We start from the raw sequence: 16,824 nt of genomic DNA, 5'->3' as shown, positions 1-16,824 counted from the left end.
AACAGGCACATCTGGCCAACGAAAAAGGGCGGCCCGAGGGCCGCCCCTATCCGTTTCGATCCGGCGATGCCGGGCTCGATTACTCTTTGATGGTGACGACGATGCCGGCACCGACGGTGCGGCCGCCTTCACGGATGGCGAAGCGCAGCTTCTCTTCCATGGCGATCGGCACGATCAGCTCGACATCGACGGTGATGTTGTCGCCGGGCATAACCATTTCCGTGCCTTCCGGCAGCGACACGATGCCGGTCACGTCGGTCGTGCGGAAGTAGAACTGCGGACGGTAGTTGGTGAAGAACGGCGTGTGACGGCCACCTTCGTCCTTGGTCAGGATGTAGGCTTCGGCCACGAACTTCTTGTGCGGCTTCACCGTACCGGGCTTGGCCAGAACCTGGCCGCGCTCGACGCCTTCACGATCAACGCCGCGCAGCAGCGCGCCGATGTTGTCGCCGGCCTGGCCCTGATCGAGCAGCTTGCGGAACATCTCGACGCCCGTGCAGGTCGTCTTGGTCGTCGGACGGATGCCGATGATTTCCAGTTCCTCGCCGACCTTGACGATGCCGCGCTCGACGCGGCCGGTCACGACCGTGCCACGGCCCGAGATCGAGAACACGTCTTCGATCGGCATCAGGAACGGCTTGTCCAGCGGACGAACNGCATCGACCGCAGCCATCAACTCGCGGATCGCATCTTCGCCGATGGTCTTGTTGGAATCTTCCAGAGCAGCCAGCGCCGAACCCTTGACGATCGGAATGTCGTCGCCGGGGAACTCGTTCTTCGACAGAAGCTCGCGAACCTCGAGCTCGACCAGTTCGAGCAGCTCGGCATCGTCGACCTGGTCGACCTTGTTCAGGAACACCACGATCGACGGCACGCCGACCTGACGGGCAAGCAGGATGTGCTCGCGGGTCTGCGGCATCGGGCCGTCGGCGGCCGACACCACCAGGATCGCGCCGTCCATCTGCGCAGCGCCCGTGATCATGTTCTTCACATAGTCGGCGTGGCCGGGGCAGTCGACATGGGCGTAGTGGCGCGCTGCCGTCTCGTATTCGACGTGCGCCGTCGAAATCGTGATGCCGCGGGCCTTCTCTTCGGGCGCCGCATCGATCTGGTCGTAGCGCTTGTACTCGCCAAAATACTTCGTGATCGCCGCCGTCAGCGACGTCTTGCCATGATCGACATGGCCAATCGTGCCAATGTTCACATGAGGCTTGTTACGCTCGAATTTACCTTTTGCCATAGTCTCTTTCCTTGGACGGCCTTGACCTTCAGTTCAGTCGAATGCGGGGCGATTAGCGACTACGGCCGAAAAACACAAGTGCCTTGTGGCCGGGTGCGCTGTCCACTCGGTCTCAACCGATGATCCGATTGCGGGATGTGGCGCTGATATAGGAACGCGCGAGCGGAAATGAAATGGGGGCTGCGGGCTCCAGCACCTGTTTGCTATTCCCGCCCATGTCCTGTCCCGCCCATGTCCTGGCCTTTGCCTGCCGGATGTGCAGCCGGCGCCTGGCCCATTGCCGCTACGGCGGCGGTCTGATTTGGTTGCCCCATGCAATTCATACCGACCTCCATACGCGGCCCGCTGTTCATGATCGTTTCGACGGGGTCGTACCTCGTCAACGACACGATGATGAAACTCGCGACCGCGGGCTTGCCGTCCTATGAAGTGCTGTTCCTGCGCGGGGTCGCGGCCACGCTATGGGGCATGCCGCTGCTGTTCCTGCTGGGCTATGGCAGGCAGATTCCATTGATCTTCGACAAACGCGTGCTGCGCCGCAACCTGCTCGAGCTGGCGGCCATCCTTTGCTACGTCGTGGCGCTGGCCAACATGCAGATCGCCGATTCGACCGCGCTCGGGCAGATCACCCCGCTTTTGATGCTGGTCGGCTCCTCCATCCTGTTCGGCGAACGGATCGGCGGCGTGCGCATGGCGCTGATCGGGCTCGGCTTCATCGGTGCGCTTATGGTGGCCCAGCCGACCATGCAGGGCATCTCGGTCTATGCGTTGCTGGCGCTCGGCAACGCGGCATTGGCGGCGGCGCGCGATCTTGCCGGCAGGCGGGTCGCGGCCGAGGTGCCGGGCATGATCGTCGCCATTTCCGCCGTTGTGGTGGTGCTGATCGGCGCGGGCGCCGCGCATCTCGTTTCCGAGCGCTGGGTCATGCCGGAAGCCCGGCACCTGCTGCTCATGGCCGGCGCCGGATTCTTCCTGATCTTCGGCCATTTCTTCATCTTCATGGCCTATCGCGTCGGTCCGACCGGCGTGGTGGCGCCGTTCTACTACTGCTTCACCGTCTGGGCGGTCATCTCAGGCGTTCTGGTGTTCGGCCAGTTCCCGAATGCCCTGGCGGTCTGCGGCATCCTGCTGGTGGTCGCGAGCGGGCTGACCATCGTCTCGCTTGATGAACGCAAGCGCAGGCTGACCGTCGTCGCCTGACCTTCAAGTCAACGCGTCGAAGCAGGTTTGGCCGACCTGCGGTCGGCCAGTCGGCAGACTGGCGCCTAAAGCGTTCGCTTGCCGGAGAACTGGTGATAGGCCCACAGCACGACCACCGCGCCGATGATGGCGACGATCAGGCTCCAGATGTTGAGGCCGGTCACACCCGTGGCGCCAAAGGCGCTGAAGATCAGCCCTCCGACGATGGCGCCGACAATGCCGAGCACGATATCCATGATCAGGCCCTGGCCGGTCTTGTTGACGATCTTGCTGCCGATAAAGCCGGCGATGACGCCGAGGATGATCCAGCTGATAATGCCCATTTTTCCTCTCCATTCCCCGCCCGCCGATCATGGTCACATGATTGTCAAAAGCTCAAGCCAACTTGAAATTCCGCCCGCATGGTCCATTGTAGCCGGCGGGACGGGCTTGGTCGTTATGGAGGATTGACCTATGGGACTTTTTGACAACGCCGTGCCCGGCGGCAACATCACCAAACCGCTGATGATCGCGCTCGGCGCGCTGCTGGTGGGAAAGATGCTGAGCGGCAGAAGCGCCGAACAGACGAGTGCCGAAGAGACGGGCGAGCCCGCCCAGCCTCAAACGCCAGCCCCCACCGGAACCACGGCCTCAGGCGACGGCGGCCTGCTTGGCGGACTGGGCGGACTGCTCGACAAGCTCAAGAATGCCGGCCAAGGCAATGTTGCTGACTCATGGGTCGGCACCGGGCAGAACCAGCCGATCAACGCCAATGATCTGGGCAAGGCGATCGGCCCGCAGGTCATTCGAGAGATCGCGCAAAGGACCGGACTGGACGAGCAGGAGTTGCTCAAGCAATTGTCCACAGCCCTGCCCGGCATTGTCGACAGACTGACGCCGAACGGACAGGTGCCGCAGCAACACCAGGTCGCGTCCGCTTTCAACAGCTAGACTTCTGCGCCTGCATCACGCGCAAACACGCCCGGCACCGCCTTGCGGCTGTCGGGCGTTGCTCCGACCAGCGCGGCGAACCGCCTGGCAGTCGACGCATCGACCGGCGTGTAGACGGAAACCGAGAAATCACTGTCGCGGCCGCCCGGCTGCAGCGTGGCGAAATCGAAGGACATCGCGCCGGCGACAGGGTGCCGGATGGATTTCCGCCAGATCGGTGGCTCGGCGATGTCGCGGCTGTTCCAGCACGTGGCGAACGCTTCGCTTGCCGCTTCCAGTGACGAAACCAGCGCAGCCAGCACCGGATCGCGAGTCATGGCGACAGTGGCAAGCCGGAACTGCGCCGCCGCCGAGCGCGAAACCTCCGGCCAGTCGACAAAGCGCTGCCGCCATTCCAGGTCGAGAAACAGCCGGGCGAGCAGGCTGCCGGACCACTCATCATCCGTCTCGAAATCCCCAAGCAGCACCGCCGCCGGATGGTTACAGGCGACGACCTGCCAGTAGCGATTGACGACATATGCCGGGTGCGGCGCCAGCCCGTCGAGCAGGCTGAGCAACGACGCGCTGGGCAGGCCTTGCGCGCCGAGCCGGTTTCGCCAATCGAGATCGGGCCGCGCCAATTGGAAAAGATAGGCCTGCTCCGACCGGCTCAGTCTCAGCACCCGCGCCAGCGAGCGAAGCACCTGCGGCGACGCGTTCACCTCCCGTCCCTGCTCGAGCCAGGTGTACCAGGTGGTGCTGATCCCCGCCTCGGCGGCGACCTCTTCGCGCCTGAGGCCCGGCGCCCGGCGGCGGCCATTGGCGCCATCGATCCGCGGCAAGCGGTCCCGCCGCTCGCGCAGGAAGCGGGCAAGCTCATCGTGCCGTGGGCCGTCGTATGGCATGCAGTCACCTCCGATACCAGTATAAGCTATAGTCTTGTACTACTTTAAAGGAAAGCTAGGTTGCGGGCGATCGAACATCAGCCCACGGGACTTCGACAATGAATGCGCTCAATGAAATCCGTCAGATCGACTACACCGTCATCTTCGCCCGCGACATGGCCGCCATGCGGCACTTCTACGGGGATGTGATGGAATTTGATCTGCAGCGCGAACTCGGCGACAGGTGGATCGAATATCGGGTCGGCCCGAACACGCTGGCCTTGACCAGCCTCGGCATGATGTTCAACGACACGCCGCAGCAGCGGGATGCGCTGTCGCTTCAGCTGGCATTCCGGGTGGCGCCGGAGATGGTCGCTGCTTGCGCCGAGGCGCTTCAGGCCAAGGGCGTGCAGCCGGTCCTGCCGCTCACCGACCAGGAATGGGGCCACAGGACAGTGTTCTTCCGCGATCCGGACGGCAACGTTGTCGAGATATTCGCTGAGATCTGATGCGGAGTGGGGAGTTTGGAGCGGGTAGCGGGAATCGAACCCGCATATTCAGCTTGGAAGGCTGCTGCTCTACCACTGAGCTATACCCGCATCGTCCTCAAGGTTCGCGGGCTGGCAGTGGTGGAGAGGGTTGGATTCGAACCAACGTAAGCTAAGCTAACGGATTTACAGTCCGTCCCCTTTAACCACTCGGGCACCTCTCCAGCCTGCCGTCGAAGCCTTGCAACGAGGCATTCTCGCCGATCAGGTCGAAACCAGGGTTTTGTCCGAAATCAGCGAAGCGCCTTATGGCGGCAAGGCCAGTGGGTGTCAACCGCACCCCAAGGCAAAATGCGCTGATTTTGACAGCTCACCCGGCAAGCCGGCTTTCTGCCTGTATCCATGGCCCGGCGACGCGGCTATAGAAGCCGGCCATGAGCAATGACAACACGCCCAAGACCGCCAAAGACACCCACTACGCCAAGCTGCGCCGCGCCCATCGCGACGAGAAGGCCGGCGGCGCGCCTGCCTTCCGGCCGCGCCAGCCGGTGCCGCCGGGCGAGAACGCCGCCGACGGGCTGGTGCGGCTTTATGGCCTGCACACGGTGCGCGCGGCGCTCGACAATCCGCGGCGGAAGATCCGTAACATGCTGGTGACGCGCAATGCCGCCGAGCGGCTGGCGATCGCCGACCTCGCCGCTTTGCCGTTCAAGGCCGAACTCGTCGAGCCCAAGGAGATCGACAAGATCACCGGTTCGGATGCCGTGCATCAGGGCGTGCTGATCGAAGCCGAACCGTTGAAGCCGAAACGCCTCGACACGCTCGGCGACACGAAACTGGTGCTGGTACTCGACCAGGTCACCGACCCGCACAATGTCGGCGCCATATTGCGCTCGGCGGTCGCCTTCGGCGCCGGCGCACTGATCACCACGGCCCGCCACAGCCCGCAGGAATCCGGCGTGCTGGCCAAATCCGCCTCCGGCGCACTGGAGCATATCGACCAGATCGAGGTGAAGAACCTGGCCGACGCGCTGGGACAGCTGCACGATGCCGGCTTCCAGACCATCGGCCTCGATTCGGACGGGCCGGCCGAACTCGAAACGGGTTTTTCAGGCGAGAAGATCGCGCTGGTGCTTGGCGCCGAAGGCAAGGGCCTGCGCCAGAAGACGCGCGAGACGGTGACCACGCTCGCCCGCCTCGACATGCCCGGCGCCATCCGCTCGCTCAACGTGTCGAATGCGGCGGCGGTGAGCCTTTATGCGGCACGGAAATTCCTTGGAGGGTGAATGGTGAAATAGTGAATGGAAAAGCGTTCTTACCGCAACTATTCACCATTCACTATTCACCCACTTCATGCCCCGCCATCCGCTCCAGCGCACGAACCAGCGCTGAGTGATCCTCTTTTGCCCCGCCATTCGCCGAGCATGAGTTGAACAGCTGCTGCGTCGTCGACGTATTGGGCAGCGAGACACCGAGTGCCTTGGCGCCTTCCAGCGCCAGATTGAGATCCTTCTGGTGCAGTTCGATGCGGAAGCCCGGCGCGAAGGCGCGCTTTATCATGCGCTCGCCATGCACTTCGAGGATGCGCGATGCCGCCAGCCCGCCCATCAGCGCCTGCCGGACCTTGGCGGGGTCGGCGCCGGCTTTTGAGGCAAAGACCAGCGCCTCGGCGATCGCCTCGATGGTCAGGGCCACGACGATCTGGTTGGCAACCTTGGTGGTCTGGCCGACGCCGTTCGGGCCGACAAGCGTGATGTTCTTGCCCATCTTTTCGAACACGGGCTTGGCGCGCTCGAACGCCTTGTCCTCGCCGCCGACCATGATGGTCAGCGACGCCGCCTTTGCGCCGACCTCGCCGCCCGACACCGGCGCGTCAAGATAGTCGCAGCCGAGATCGTTGATTTTCTTGGCGAAAACCTTGGTCTCGATCGGCGAGATCGAGCTCATGTCGATGACCAGCTTGCCCTTGCTCAGGCCGGAAGCGACACCGTTCTCGCCGAACAGCACCTCGGCTACCTGCGGGGTGTCGGGAACCATGGTGATGATGATATCCGCGGCCTTCGCCACTGCCGCGTGGCCGGTGATGCTTCTCAAGCCCTTGGCGACGAGATCGGCCGGCGGCTTCGAGCGGTGGTCGCTGGCAATGACGGCGTAGCCGGCATCCAGGAGATGCCCCGCCATCGGCGCGCCCATAATGCCAAGGCCGATGAAGCCGATGGTTTCCATTGTTTTCTCCTTTGTTGAGGCTGAGTTCCTTCGCGCCCCCTCTGGCCTGCCGGCCATCTCCCCCACGAGGGGGGAGATTGGCAGTTTCGGCGCCTCGCTCACCCTGCAATGTTGGGGAGCGAAAGCCGGGATGACGTCCGATCTCCCCCCTCGTGGGGGAGATGTCCGGCAGGACAGAGGGGGCGCGAAGGAACGCGAGTTCGACTGCGCCTAAGCCGCGGCACTCCCCTGCCCGTTAAGCTCCCGAAACCACCCCAGCCCAGCCTCCGTCCCCGCCTTCGGTTTGTATTCCGCTCCAACCCAGCCGGCATAACCGATCCTGTCGATATGCTCGTAGAGGAAGGGATAATTGATCTCGCCCGTCCCCGGCTCGTGACGGCCGGGATTGTCCGCAAGCTGGATATGCGCGATGCGGCCGAGGTTGGCCTCGATGGTACGGGCGAGATCCCCCTCCATGATCTGCATGTGATAGATGTCGTATTGCAGGAACAGGTTCTTCGAACCGACGCGCTCGATCAGCGCCAGCGCCTGCTCCGAATAGTTCAGGAAAAAACCCGGTATGTCGCGCGTGTTGATCGGCTCGATCAAAAGCCGGATGCCGGCCTGCTCCAGTTTCTCGGCTGCAAACGCGAGGTTCTCGGCTAAAGTATTTTCCAGCACCGAACGATCCACGCCCTGCGGCGCGATGCCGGCGAGGCAATTGACCTGCTCGCAGCCGAGCGCATGGGCATAGCTGATCGCCTTGGCGATGCCTTGCCGGAATTCCGGCGCGCGGTCGGGCAAAACCGCGATGCCGCGCTCGCCCTTGCCCCAGTCGCCGGCCGGGAGGTTGAACAGCACCTGTGTCAGGCCGTTCTTCTTCAGCCGGGCCGCGACCACGTCAGGCGTATGATCATAGGGGCCGATATATTCGACGCCCTTGAAGCCGGCGCGGGCTGCGGCATCGAAGCGATCGAGGAACTCATGCTCGCCAAAGAGCATCGACAGATTGGCTGAAAAACGCGGCATTCTTTTTCTCCTTCTTCTGCTTGGCCCTAGGCGTGTTGAGATTCAGGTCAGGCAGAGTCGAAAACGGTGACTTTCGAGAACCGGAGCGGAACGTACTTTCTGTACGTGAGCACCGGAAGCGCAGGAAGGCGCCGTTTGCAGGCCTGTCTCACCTGAATATCGGCGCGCCTAATCGAGCAACACAATCGCCGTCGGCGCATCCTCCTGGCTTTCGGCAAGGTCCTCGAATTCGGTGATCTTGTCGATTTCCGTGCCCATGGAAATGTTGGTGACGCGCTCGAGGATGAATTCGAGCACCACCGGCACCTGGTATTCCTTCATCAGCCGCTGCGCTTCCTTGAACGCGCCGGCGAACTCTTCCGGTTTGCGCACCCGGACCGCCTTGCAGCCCATTGCTTCTGCGACCGCGACATGGTCGACGCCGTAGCCGGCCTCCGGATCGTTGGCGCGGTTGACGTTCTCGAAGGCCAGGCTCACCTCGAAATCCATCGCAAAACCGCGCTGCGCCTGGCGGATCAGGCCGAGATAGGCATTGTTCACGACGACATGGATATACGGCAGTTTGTGCTGTGCGCCGGCCGCCAGTTCCTCGATCATGAACTGGAAGTCGTAGTCGCCCGACAGCGCCACGATGGTGCGATCCGGATCGGCGGCGCGCACGCCAAGCGCTGCCGGCAGCGTCCAGCCGAGCGGGCCGGCCTGGCCGCAATTGATCCAGTTGCGCGGCTTGTAGACATGCAGGAACTGCGCCCCGGCGATCTGCGAGAGGCCGATCGTGGTGACGTAGGTGGTGTCACGGCCGAACGCCTTGTTCATCTCCTCATAGACGCGCTGCGGCTTCAGCGGCACCTGCTCGAAATGCGTCTTGCGCTTCATCGTCTTCTTGCGGGTCTGGCATTCCTTCGCCCAGCCCGACCAGTCGCGCAGCTTTCCTGCCGTCTTCCATTCGGTGGCGACGTCGAGCAGCATCTTCAGTGCCGCACCGGCGTCCGAGACGACGCCGAGATCCGGCGCGAACACCCGGCCGATCTGGGTCGGTTCGATGTCGACATGGATGAATTTCTTGCCCTTGGTGTAGACATCGACCGAACCGGTGTGGCGGTTGGCCCAGCGATTGCCGATGCCAAAGACGAAATCGGCTTCCAGCATGGTCGCATTGCCGTAGCGGTGCGAGGTCTGCAGCCCGCACATGCCGGCCATCAGCCGGTGATCGTCGGGGATCGTGCCCCAGCCCATCAATGTCGGTATGACCGGCACGCCCGTTATCTCGGCGAATTCGATCAACAGATCCGACGCATCGGCGTTGATGATGCCGCCGCCGGCGACGATCAGCGGCTTTTCCGCGGCATTGAGCATCGCCAAGGCCTTTTCGGCCTGGGCGCGCGACATTGCCGGCTTGAACGGGACAAGCGGCACGTAGGCATCGATATCGAATTCGATCTCGGCCAGTTGCACATCGACCGGCAGGTCGATCAGCACCGGACCAGGCCGCGACGAGCGCATCAGGTGAAACGCCTTCTGCAGCGCCATCGGCACGAGATAGGGCTCCATGACCGTGACCGCCCATTTGGCGACGGGTACGGCTATGGCGGCGATATCGACCGCCTGGAAATCCTCCTTGTTGAGCCGTGCCCGCGGCGCCTGACCGGTGATGCACAGGATCGGGATGGAGTCCGCCGCCGCCGAATAAAGCCCGGTGATCATGTCGGTACCGGCGGGGCCGGATGTGCCGATGCAAAGCCCGATATTGCCCGCCTTGGCCCTCGTATAACCTTCGGCCATGTGCGAGGCCGCCTCGACATGCCGCGCCAGGATGTGGCGGATCGAGCCCCTCGCCTTCAGCGCCGAATAGAACGGATTGATCGCCGCGCCCGGCACGCCGAAGCCGCAGGAAATGCCTTCCTTTTCAAGAACGAGAACCGCTGCATCGACAGCGCGCATCCTGGCCATGTCCAGCCTCCTCAAGATTGTTGGTTGGTTGACAATGCCAGTGTCGTTTTCATTTTTCAATTTTTTCAGAATAATTTTTCATTTCGAGAAAACCCCTTCTATACACTGATTCCACTGGCTTTTTCGTTTTCCATGAATCCGGCCATCAAAATCGATGAAAAAGTTTTTCATTGCGATTTCGGCGAAACCGGCGACAATGCCGCCATGGAAACCAGCGAAAAACGCCAGCGCGGCCGGCCGCGCGCTTTCAACGGTCCGTCCGAGGCCGGTTCTGTACAGTCGCTGGACCGGGCCTTGCGCATCCTGGCCATCGTCGCTGAAGGCAGTGGCCTGTCGCTGAGCGAGATTTCGGCGCGTAGCGAGCTCGCGGCGTCCACCGCCTACCGCATGCTGACGACGCTGCAGAACCACGGCATGGTCGAGTTCGATACATCGGACCAGCTGTGGTCGATCGGCGTCGAGACCTACCGCATGGGTGCCGCCTTCCTGCGCCGCCGCAAGCTTGTCGACAGGGCCCGCGTGGTCATGCAGGAATTGATGGAGAAGACCGGTGAAACCGCCAATCTCGGCGTCGCCGAGGACGATTGCGTCGTTTTCGTCAGCCAGGTCGAGACCCATCAGGCGATCCGCGCCTTCTTCCGTCCGGGCACGCGCAGCTCCTTCCATGCCTCGGGCATCGGCAAGGCGGTGCTGGCGCAGCTCGAGCCGGAACGCGTCGCCGCCATCCTGCGCAAGTCGGGCCTGCAGCGCTTCACCGACAAGACGCTGTCCGACATTTCGGCGCTGGCCCATGACCTGGCTGTCATCAAGCACCGCGGCTGGTCGGTCGACGACGAGGAGCGGCATCCCGGCATGCGCTGCGTGGCCGCCGCCATTTTCAACGAGTTCGGCGAGCCGATCGGCGGTGTCTCGGTCTCCGGACCGACGGTGCGGGTGACGATGGAGCGGCTGGACGAGATCGGGCCGCTGGTGCGCGACGCCGCCGCTGAGGTGACGAGGATGATCGGCGGGTTCCGATTATAATGCGGAGAACGCTTCAGCTTTTGCTCGCCGCTTCACTGTGCGGATGCGTGGCGACGGCGCCCGAGCCCGCCCCTGTCTCCCAGCAAGTCAGCGAGATTCCGATCTCGCTCGCTTTGGAGGAGACAATCACGATCGGCATTCGCCAGCATTTGCAGGATCCTGTATCCGCCAAATTCGGGACGATGCGTGCCGGCGAGCGAACGCTCGACGGCCGCCGCGAAATCCTGGTCTGCGGCCATGTCGCTGCAAAGACGTCGTCCGGTGGTCATACAACAGGCCAACCGTTCGCCGCCAAGATCTATCCGGATGAAGGAAGCAGCTTCGAACTCATCGCCATGGGCGATCAATCGCAGAATGCGAGTGTTGCCCGCATCTGCCGTGCAGCGGGATTGCCGATCTCCGAACCGTAGCCCGCACCGCGGCGCGCTCAAATCAGGAAGGAGGGGCTGCGTACAGCCCCTCCTTTCCGTGTGGGGGTGCCTCCTCTTAAAGGCGGCAATAGTGGCGGTAGCCGTCATAGCCGACATAGGTGTCGGAGTACGGATCGTAACTGGCGTAGCGGTTGGCGCAGCGGCGGACGTGCCAGGAGCCACCCTCGTCGTCGACATAGACGGTGCGGGGCTGCTGGTTGAGCAGGCTGCCGAGCACGAACCCGCCGACGCCGGCGGCGATGCCGATGCCGATTTCGCGGTTGTGGTGATGGCTGTGGGCGGCCGACGGCTGGACGGTGCCGACCAGCGAGGTGGCGGCGACGGTGCTGGCGATGAGGGCAGAAGCGATTTTGCGCGTGAACATGACGATCTCCTTGTTTCGTTGCGAGAGGCGATCCATCCGCCTCTTGATCATCTGTCGTTTCGGCGCGGAAAAAGGTTCGAAAGAAATTTTGGATTTTCTTGAAGGCTGGAATCAGCCGATGGAAACCATGATCTGATCGATCGAGAGCTCAACGCAAAAAAGGGCGGCTGAAGCCGCCCTTTCCGCGAGGCAGGTCGTCTCGCTCAAAGGAAGATGATCACCTTCCCGTGGTGATGATGATGCTTGTGGTGATGATGCTTGTGGTGATGATGCTTGTGGTGATGGTTCCACCACCACCAGGGCTTGTCGTGGTGCTTGTGATGGTGGTGATGATGGCCGTGAGCGGAGGACGACTGGACGGTACCGGCGAGCGCGCCGTTGGCGAGGAAGATGGCGACCAGGCCCGAAGTAAGAATGCGCTTCAACATGATGATCTCCTTGATCGAGGCGATCATTCGCCTCTGGAGATCAGTTGCGGTGACGTGGTGAAAGGTTCGAAGGCTTTGGGTGAATTGTGAATAGTCAATGGTCCGAAAGGCGTTTGCCCATTCACCATTCATCCCATCCCAGTCACATGCCGCAGCCAAAACGCCATCGCGATAAAACCGACGATGGCGGCGATGCCGGTCCAGTCGATATTGGCGGCCTTCACGTCCCTGATGAGCTTCACCGCAAGCAGCCAGGCAATGACGACAAGCGGCAGGATGATGACAAGTCTGATCATGCGACACCCCGTTCGATGCGTTTGCACCTGAGAGATATGTAGGGATCGCATTGGCGGTTTTCAGCATGGCGGCCCGCCCACCTCGGCGGCGTCCATCAGCGATCGAAAACGGAGTTTTGTCTTTACTGGCGCACCAAATATGCTAACCGGAGCGCCGTGCCCTTGTAGCTCAGTTGGTAGAGCAGCGGTTTTGTAAACCGAAGGTCGGCGGTTCGATTCCGTCCGGGGGCACCACCCCTTCGCTCTTCGAGCTTCGGGTGGCAGGCCACCCAAAGCTCGTTAGACGAAGGAGGACTGCCGACGGTTCTATTCGGCGGAGCTGGCAGCACGACATCAGGCCAACTCGCAGCCGTCGGACCTTCTAGGAAAATGTCGCGGCCTGTATGGCCGCCGTATCGCCGAACGTGTTTCTCACCCTGACCGACCTGTATACATAGGCGGCCCAGATCCCTGTGACTATGAAGGATGCCAAAGGTGTAACCAGAGCCCCTCCGGCAAGCAAACGGTTTACCGGGACACCAAGCACAATCGATATCCAAACTGCGTCCAGTATGAACAAGAGAGGGATCGCAAACCACAGACATATGAACAGCTGCGGGAAGCGGTGGCTTCGCCGCAGCATCGAAACAAGCACGACCAGCTGAAGCACCAGAAATGCCAGATTGAGGGCTGCCTCGCCATAGATGGCCAAGGCCCCGTTGGGCACTGTAACAAGCTGTTGGTAGGTTTTGACCAGACTGGCCATATCGACAAGTGTGCGCAACGGCGAAAGGGACAGACTGATCGCCAGCAGGATCAGCCAGCCGCCGAACCCCACGAGGTCATCTGGGCTCTGTGAGGATTTGCGCGACGACCGGACGGCGAAGAAAACCGGCACACCAATCAGCAACAGAAGTATCAGCCAATGCCACATCTACCCACCCTCGAATGCATCCTTAGGTTGTTTAAATCGCACCTCTGGATTGTGCAAGCATTTTTACAGAGATCAAGGCATCGTAGAGATTTTCGGGTTTAGGTTTGCAGAGGACGCTTTCCGTCGCTCGCAATGGCCGCATCTCACCCCAAGTCAAAATGCCGCGGAAAGGCCTGGTGCAGCAGGAGCAGCATGGTCTTGCGCAGCACGTCGGTGTCGCGGCTGGACGGGTTGAGATGGTCCCAATACCAGGCGCCGTGAACCAGATAATTCAGGCTCTCCGACAGCGTGTCTATGTCGACGCCGGTGTAACCGCCGCTGCGCGAAATCTCGATCAGCAGTTCGCGCGCTTCGGCCGTGTAGGCGAGATCGCTGGGCAGGCCTATCTCGTTGTAGAGCTGCATGCTCTTGCGGTCGCTGGAGAACACGACGAAGACCGACACCCAATTCGGATGCTGGCGGGCAAAGCGTTGCGCGCAATCGACCGCGCCCAAGACCCGCTCGACCGGCGACAGGCCGGGCGCCCGCACCAGCGTCAGCCACAGCGCGTCATATTGGTCGCTGAGATATTGCAGGACGGCCCGGAACAGGTTCTCCTTGCTGCGAAAATGAAAGACCACCAGTGCGTTGGACGAGCCGACATGCCCGGCAATGCGCTGCATGGTGACGCTGGCCAGCCCCTCCTCCGCGATGAGCTCGATGGTGGCGTCGATGATGCGCTGGACGCTCGCTTCGCCGCGCTCGCGCCGGCGGTCCTTGGGCGCGGCGTCGTTCGTCGCACCCTTGGCCGCCTTGCTTTTTCCCGCATCCGGAGTGGCTATGCGTTGCGCCATTGTCGTCAGGCCTTTCCCCGGCGGCCGAAACATCCCGCCGCTGCCTTGGCATGCCGGCGCCCTGCGGACTCACAGCGCCGGGCGTGTCCCGGCATTCGTGTACCACTGACCACGAGCCGTCTCATAGGCCATACCCGCCCGGAACACGTCAGCGTCGCTATAGGTGCGGCCGACAATCTGGATGCCTGTCGGCACGCCGTTGGCGGCGCGGCCCGACGGGATCGACAGAACCGGGCAGCGGCTCAGCATGTTGAACGGCGTCGTCATCACCCAGCCCAGCGACGGGTTCACCTCTCGTCCATTGATCTCGACCTTGCCTTTGGTCTGATCGAATTCCGCCGGCACTGCGGGAAGCGCATTGGTCGGGCAGATCAGCACATCGTATTTTTCCAGCAACGGCCCCAGCGTCTGGTACATCCTGGCCGCCACGTCCAACGTTGCGACAAAGTCCGTGGCCTTCGACTTCTGGCCGTCCTGCGCAAACTGCCTGGCATAGCTGGTCATGTCCTTGCCGTGCTTGGCGAGCAGCGGCGACAGCGAGGCGCCGAAGAGATGTTCGAGATAGGCCATGCCGGCCTTGAGCACCTCGTCGCCCCAGCCGAGGTCCACCTCCTCGACGGTGGCGCCGAGCGAGCGGAACACATCGCAGGCAGCGAGCGTGTTCTTGCGCACGTACGCATCCACCTCGAAGGACCCGAGATCCATGGAGAATGCGATCTTCCAACCCTTGATCGGCTTGTAGTCGAGCGGCAGGCGCAGTTTCGGGCGCAGCGTGGCGATGTCGAGCGGGCTCGGCCCGGCCATGACGTTCTGCAGCAGGATCGCATCCCCGACGTTTCGGGCCAAGGGCCCGGTGTGGCAGTAGAAATCGAGATTGAACGGCGGCTCATCGGGATTGCGGCCGTAAGGCGGCTTGAAACCGACCAGGCCGCAGGCCGAGGCAGGGATGCGGATTGAGCCCGCTATGTCCGAGCCGGTTGCGATCGACGACGTGCCGGAGGCCAGCGTTGCCGCCGAACCGCCCGACGAACCGCCCGGCGTGAAATCCGGGTTCCAGGGGTTGCGCGTGACGCCCCAGCGCTTCGACCAGGTATAACCGGCGCAACTGAATTCGGGCGTCGCGGTGCGGGCGTGGACGATGCCGCCGGCCTTCATGACACGCTCGTTCATGGTCGAGGTATGGCCGCCAATGGCGTCCCCGGACAGCAGCGAGCCATGCGAGGTCGGCTTGCCCTTGATGTAGCTCTCGTCCTTGATGCCGATCGGCAGGCCCTCGAGCGCGCCGGTTCTGGCGCCCTTGGTGTATTTCGCCTCGGCTTTTCCGGCGAGAGCCATCGCCTCGTCGAAATGCGTGAAGGTAAGGCAATTGATCGTCGCCTTGGTCGCCTCGGCGCGGCGGATGGTGGCCTGCATCAGTTCCACAGGCGACAGTTTCTTCGCCTTGAACAGCCGCAACGCCTCGCTGGCCGGCATGTAGCAAAGGTCGAGATCGGACATCGAAAATCTCCCGCGGCGGCTTTACGGCATCTGGCATTGGGGATGGCCGAGCCGCGATGCGCAGCCCGATGTTGGTCAGCTTCGGCCGGCGGCGCTGCTATTTCTGCAGATCGGTCCAGATCCTGGTGTAGAGCGCCTGGACGTCGGCGGGACAGGCCGGCATGAATTGGCCCTTGTCGGCAAATTCGGCCGGAACATCCACTTCGGGCGCGCCCTTCATATCGGCCGGCAGGAAGGGCTCGGAGCCCTTGATGCCATTGGCGTAGTACGCGAAGGCCGAGATCATCGCTGCATTCCTGGGGTCCATGATGAAATTCTGGAAGAGCTTGGCGTTCTCGACGTTCTTGGCATCCTTGAGCACCGCGACATTGTCCATCCAGATTGGAAAGCCCTCCTTGGGATAGCCGTAGACGATCTTGTCGTTCTCCAGCCGCTCGCGCAGCGATATGCCGTTCCAGTTGACGCCGGCGGCAATGTCGCCCCTGCCGAGACCGTCAACGGCAGCGTAATCGAGCGACAGCCATTTCGCTTTCGCCTCGATGAGCTTGTCATGCACCTTCTTCAAAAGCACCTTGTCGTCGGTGCAGTACTTGCCACCCTCATAGGCGATGGCGAGGAACATGATGTCTCCCATTTCGGGCACGACATTGATCTTGCCCACGAGTTCCGGCGGCGGATCGAGGAAAATCGCCGAGGTGTTCGGATAGCCCGCATAGACCGATTTGTTGACCGAGATGCCGGTCGTGCCCCATTGCCACGGCACCGAATATTTGCGGCCGGGGTCGAACGGCACGTCGACCCATCTCGGATCGACGTTTCTAAAGTTCTCCATCGTGTTGGGATCGGTTTCCAAGAGCAGGCCTTCGCTGATCCAGATCGGCATCACGCTGGCCGAGGGCACGACGATGTCATAGCCGGAAGCGCCCTGGCGGACCTTGGCCAGAGCCGTATCGTTGGAGTCGTAGTCGGTGACGGTAACCTTGACCTTGTAGGTCTCCTCGAACTTCTTGATCAGGTCCGGGCTGGTATAGTTGCCCCAATTGTAGATCTGGAGTTCGCCTTCGGCGCGGGCAATGCCGGTCATCGCCAGCAGCGACAGGCCGAGCGCCGTGGCGGTCGATTTCAACTGCATGC

General features: G+C 62.3%; 19 protein-coding genes and 3 tRNA genes. 7 read left to right on the top strand and 15 right to left on the bottom strand.

Annotation, left to right across the window (positions count from 1 at the left end):
* Positions 1-79 precede the first annotated feature (79 nt).
* Positions 80-1,240 carry an elongation factor Tu gene (gene tuf / locus X750_RS136675; RefSeq protein ID WP_023748779.1) on the bottom strand — a complete coding sequence of 387 codons (1,161 nt, stop codon included), beginning with the start codon at positions 1,238-1,240 and terminating at the stop codon, positions 80-82.
* A gap of 312 nt (positions 1,241-1,552) precedes the next feature.
* On the opposite strand from tuf, the gene X750_RS136680 reads away from it, so the two are divergent.
* On the top strand, positions 1,553-2,440 hold the full coding sequence (locus tag X750_RS136680; RefSeq protein ID WP_023681464.1) for a DMT family transporter: 888 nt from the start codon (positions 1,553-1,555) through the stop codon (positions 2,438-2,440).
* A gap of 65 nt (positions 2,441-2,505) precedes the next feature.
* On the opposite strand, the gene X750_RS136685 is transcribed toward X750_RS136680, so the two are convergent.
* A complete protein-coding gene (locus tag X750_RS136685; RefSeq protein WP_023688411.1) occupies positions 2,506-2,763 on the bottom strand; it encodes a GlsB/YeaQ/YmgE family stress response membrane protein in 258 nt (85 codons plus the stop codon).
* 130 nt (positions 2,764-2,893) lie between these two features.
* On the opposite strand from X750_RS136685, the gene X750_RS136690 reads away from it, so the two are divergent.
* A complete protein-coding gene (locus tag X750_RS136690) occupies positions 2,894-3,370 on the top strand; it encodes a YidB family protein (RefSeq protein WP_023667447.1) in 477 nt (158 codons plus the stop codon).
* On the opposite strand, the gene X750_RS136695 is transcribed toward X750_RS136690, so the two are convergent.
* Entirely contained in the window at positions 3,367-4,254 is an 888-nt protein-coding gene (locus X750_RS136695; protein WP_023748778.1) for a helix-turn-helix transcriptional regulator, read from the bottom strand. The genes X750_RS136690 and X750_RS136695 overlap by 4 nt on opposite strands.
* Positions 4,255-4,352: 98 nt before the next feature.
* Here X750_RS136695 and X750_RS136700 point away from each other — a divergent pair, with 98 nt between their 5' ends.
* Complete coding sequence (locus X750_RS136700; protein WP_023688409.1) at positions 4,353-4,742, top strand: VOC family protein; 390 nt, start codon at positions 4,353-4,355, stop codon at positions 4,740-4,742.
* A gap of 16 nt (positions 4,743-4,758) precedes the next feature.
* On the opposite strand, the gene X750_RS136705 is transcribed toward X750_RS136700, so the two are convergent.
* A tRNA-Gly gene (locus tag X750_RS136705) sits at positions 4,759-4,832 on the bottom strand.
* Between the two features lie 28 nt (positions 4,833-4,860).
* Positions 4,861-4,945: transfer RNA gene (locus tag X750_RS136710), tRNA-Tyr, on the bottom strand.
* 210 nt (positions 4,946-5,155) lie between these two features.
* Between X750_RS136710 and X750_RS136715 the strand changes: the two genes are divergently transcribed.
* Entirely contained in the window at positions 5,156-6,007 is an 852-nt protein-coding gene (locus X750_RS136715) for an RNA methyltransferase (RefSeq protein ID WP_023691240.1), read from the top strand.
* 52 nt (positions 6,008-6,059) lie between these two features.
* Here X750_RS136715 and X750_RS136720 read toward each other — a convergent pair whose 3' ends face one another.
* The 3 genes from X750_RS136720 to gcl all read right to left on the bottom strand — a co-directional run bounded on the left by X750_RS136720 (position 6,060) and on the right by gcl (position 9,905).
* The gene (locus X750_RS136720) at positions 6,060-6,947 is read right to left on the bottom strand and encodes a 2-hydroxy-3-oxopropionate reductase (RefSeq protein ID WP_023691239.1); all 888 of its coding nucleotides are present in this window, start codon (positions 6,945-6,947) and stop codon (positions 6,060-6,062) included.
* 210 nt (positions 6,948-7,157) lie between these two features.
* Positions 7,158-7,955 carry a hydroxypyruvate isomerase gene (gene hyi, locus X750_RS136725; protein WP_023706964.1) on the bottom strand — a complete coding sequence of 266 codons (798 nt, stop codon included), beginning with the start codon at positions 7,953-7,955 and terminating at the stop codon, positions 7,158-7,160.
* Positions 7,956-8,123: 168 nt separating this feature from the next.
* Entirely contained in the window at positions 8,124-9,905 is a 1,782-nt protein-coding gene (gcl, locus tag X750_RS136730; protein WP_023748777.1) for a glyoxylate carboligase, read from the bottom strand.
* Between the two features lie 204 nt (positions 9,906-10,109).
* Here gcl and bhcR point away from each other — a divergent pair, with 204 nt between their 5' ends.
* Both bhcR and X750_RS136740 read left to right on the top strand, forming a co-directional pair.
* On the top strand, positions 10,110-10,928 hold the full coding sequence (bhcR, locus tag X750_RS136735; protein ID WP_023681470.1) for an HTH-type transcriptional regulator BhcR: 819 nt from the start codon (positions 10,110-10,112) through the stop codon (positions 10,926-10,928).
* 47 nt (positions 10,929-10,975) lie between these two features.
* The gene (locus X750_RS136740) at positions 10,976-11,338 is read left to right on the top strand and encodes a hypothetical protein (protein ID WP_245260572.1); all 363 of its coding nucleotides are present in this window, start codon (positions 10,976-10,978) and stop codon (positions 11,336-11,338) included.
* Between the two features lie 76 nt (positions 11,339-11,414).
* Here the strand turns inward: X750_RS136740 and X750_RS136745 are convergent, their stop codons facing one another.
* The 3 genes from X750_RS136745 to X750_RS1000000165210 form a co-directional block, all read right to left on the bottom strand.
* Positions 11,415-11,723 (bottom strand): BA14K family protein, encoded by a 309-nt coding sequence (locus X750_RS136745; RefSeq protein ID WP_023667455.1) that lies wholly within the window; start codon positions 11,721-11,723, stop codon positions 11,415-11,417.
* Between the two features lie 203 nt (positions 11,724-11,926).
* A complete protein-coding gene (locus tag X750_RS136750; protein WP_023706969.1) occupies positions 11,927-12,151 on the bottom strand; it encodes a hypothetical protein in 225 nt (74 codons plus the stop codon).
* A 128-nt stretch (positions 12,152-12,279) separates the two neighbouring features.
* Positions 12,280-12,447 (bottom strand): hypothetical protein, encoded by a 168-nt coding sequence (locus X750_RS1000000165210; RefSeq protein ID WP_023706970.1) that lies wholly within the window; start codon positions 12,445-12,447, stop codon positions 12,280-12,282.
* Between the two features lie 158 nt (positions 12,448-12,605).
* On the opposite strand from X750_RS1000000165210, the gene X750_RS136755 reads away from it, so the two are divergent.
* Positions 12,606-12,681, top strand: a tRNA-Thr gene (locus X750_RS136755).
* 127 nt (positions 12,682-12,808) lie between these two features.
* On the opposite strand, the gene X750_RS136760 is transcribed toward X750_RS136755, so the two are convergent.
* The 4 genes from X750_RS136760 to X750_RS136775 all read right to left on the bottom strand — a co-directional run bounded on the left by X750_RS136760 (position 12,809) and on the right by X750_RS136775 (position 16,822).
* Positions 12,809-13,360: a DUF2569 family protein gene (locus tag X750_RS136760; protein WP_023706997.1), complete on the bottom strand. Its 552-nt coding sequence runs from the start codon at positions 13,358-13,360 to the stop codon at positions 12,809-12,811.
* Between the two features lie 143 nt (positions 13,361-13,503).
* Positions 13,504-14,193, bottom strand: a complete 690-nt coding sequence (locus tag X750_RS136765) for a TetR/AcrR family transcriptional regulator (protein ID WP_023706998.1) — start codon at positions 14,191-14,193, stop codon at positions 13,504-13,506.
* Between the two features lie 69 nt (positions 14,194-14,262).
* Positions 14,263-15,690 carry an amidase gene (locus X750_RS136770; RefSeq protein WP_023706999.1) on the bottom strand — a complete coding sequence of 476 codons (1,428 nt, stop codon included), beginning with the start codon at positions 15,688-15,690 and terminating at the stop codon, positions 14,263-14,265.
* Positions 15,691-15,787: 97 nt separating this feature from the next.
* Positions 15,788-16,822, bottom strand: a complete 1,035-nt coding sequence (locus X750_RS136775) for an extracellular solute-binding protein (protein ID WP_023748776.1) — start codon at positions 16,820-16,822, stop codon at positions 15,788-15,790.
* Between the last annotated feature and the right edge of the window lie 2 nt (positions 16,823-16,824).

This window comes from Mesorhizobium sp. LNJC391B00 (assembly GCF_000502535.1).
Lineage (GTDB): Bacteria > Pseudomonadota > Alphaproteobacteria > Rhizobiales > Rhizobiaceae > Mesorhizobium.
The sequence above is the reverse complement of the archived record's forward strand: the minus strand, read 5'-3'. Positions and strand labels throughout refer to the sequence as shown.

Bases quoted from the DNA above. Each gene is read 5' to 3' on its own strand.
- X750_RS136680 (WP_023681464.1), top strand. From the start codon at position 1,553: ATGCAATTCATACCGACCTCCATACGCGGCCCGCTGTTCATGATCGTT.
- X750_RS136685 (WP_023688411.1), bottom strand. From the start codon at position 2,763: ATGGGCATTATCAGCTGGATCATCCTCGGCGTCATCGCCGGCTTTATC.
- X750_RS136690 (WP_023667447.1), top strand. From the start codon at position 2,894: ATGGGACTTTTTGACAACGCCGTGCCCGGCGGCAACATCACCAAACCG.
- X750_RS136695 (WP_023748778.1), bottom strand. From the start codon at position 4,254: ATGCCATACGACGGCCCACGGCACGATGAGCTTGCCCGCTTCCTGCGC.
- X750_RS136700 (WP_023688409.1), top strand. From the start codon at position 4,353: ATGAATGCGCTCAATGAAATCCGTCAGATCGACTACACCGTCATCTTC.
- X750_RS136715 (WP_023691240.1), top strand. From the start codon at position 5,156: ATGAGCAATGACAACACGCCCAAGACCGCCAAAGACACCCACTACGCC.
- X750_RS136720 (WP_023691239.1), bottom strand. From the start codon at position 6,947: ATGGAAACCATCGGCTTCATCGGCCTTGGCATTATGGGCGCGCCGATG.
- hyi (WP_023706964.1), bottom strand. From the start codon at position 7,955: ATGCCGCGTTTTTCAGCCAATCTGTCGATGCTCTTTGGCGAGCATGAG.
- gcl (WP_023748777.1), bottom strand. From the start codon at position 9,905: ATGGCCAGGATGCGCGCTGTCGATGCAGCGGTTCTCGTTCTTGAAAAG.
- bhcR (WP_023681470.1), top strand. From the start codon at position 10,110: ATGGAAACCAGCGAAAAACGCCAGCGCGGCCGGCCGCGCGCTTTCAAC.
- X750_RS136745 (WP_023667455.1), bottom strand. From the start codon at position 11,723: ATGTTCACGCGCAAAATCGCTTCTGCCCTCATCGCCAGCACCGTCGCC.
- X750_RS136750 (WP_023706969.1), bottom strand. From the start codon at position 12,151: ATGTTGAAGCGCATTCTTACTTCGGGCCTGGTCGCCATCTTCCTCGCC.
- X750_RS1000000165210 (WP_023706970.1), bottom strand. From the start codon at position 12,447: ATGATCAGACTTGTCATCATCCTGCCGCTTGTCGTCATTGCCTGGCTG.
- X750_RS136760 (WP_023706997.1), bottom strand. From the start codon at position 13,360: ATGTGGCATTGGCTGATACTTCTGTTGCTGATTGGTGTGCCGGTTTTC.
- X750_RS136765 (WP_023706998.1), bottom strand. From the start codon at position 14,193: ATGGCGCAACGCATAGCCACTCCGGATGCGGGAAAAAGCAAGGCGGCC.
- X750_RS136770 (WP_023706999.1), bottom strand. From the start codon at position 15,690: ATGTCCGATCTCGACCTTTGCTACATGCCGGCCAGCGAGGCGTTGCGG.
- X750_RS136775 (WP_023748776.1), bottom strand. From the start codon at position 16,822: ATGCAGTTGAAATCGACCGCCACGGCGCTCGGCCTGTCGCTGCTGGCG.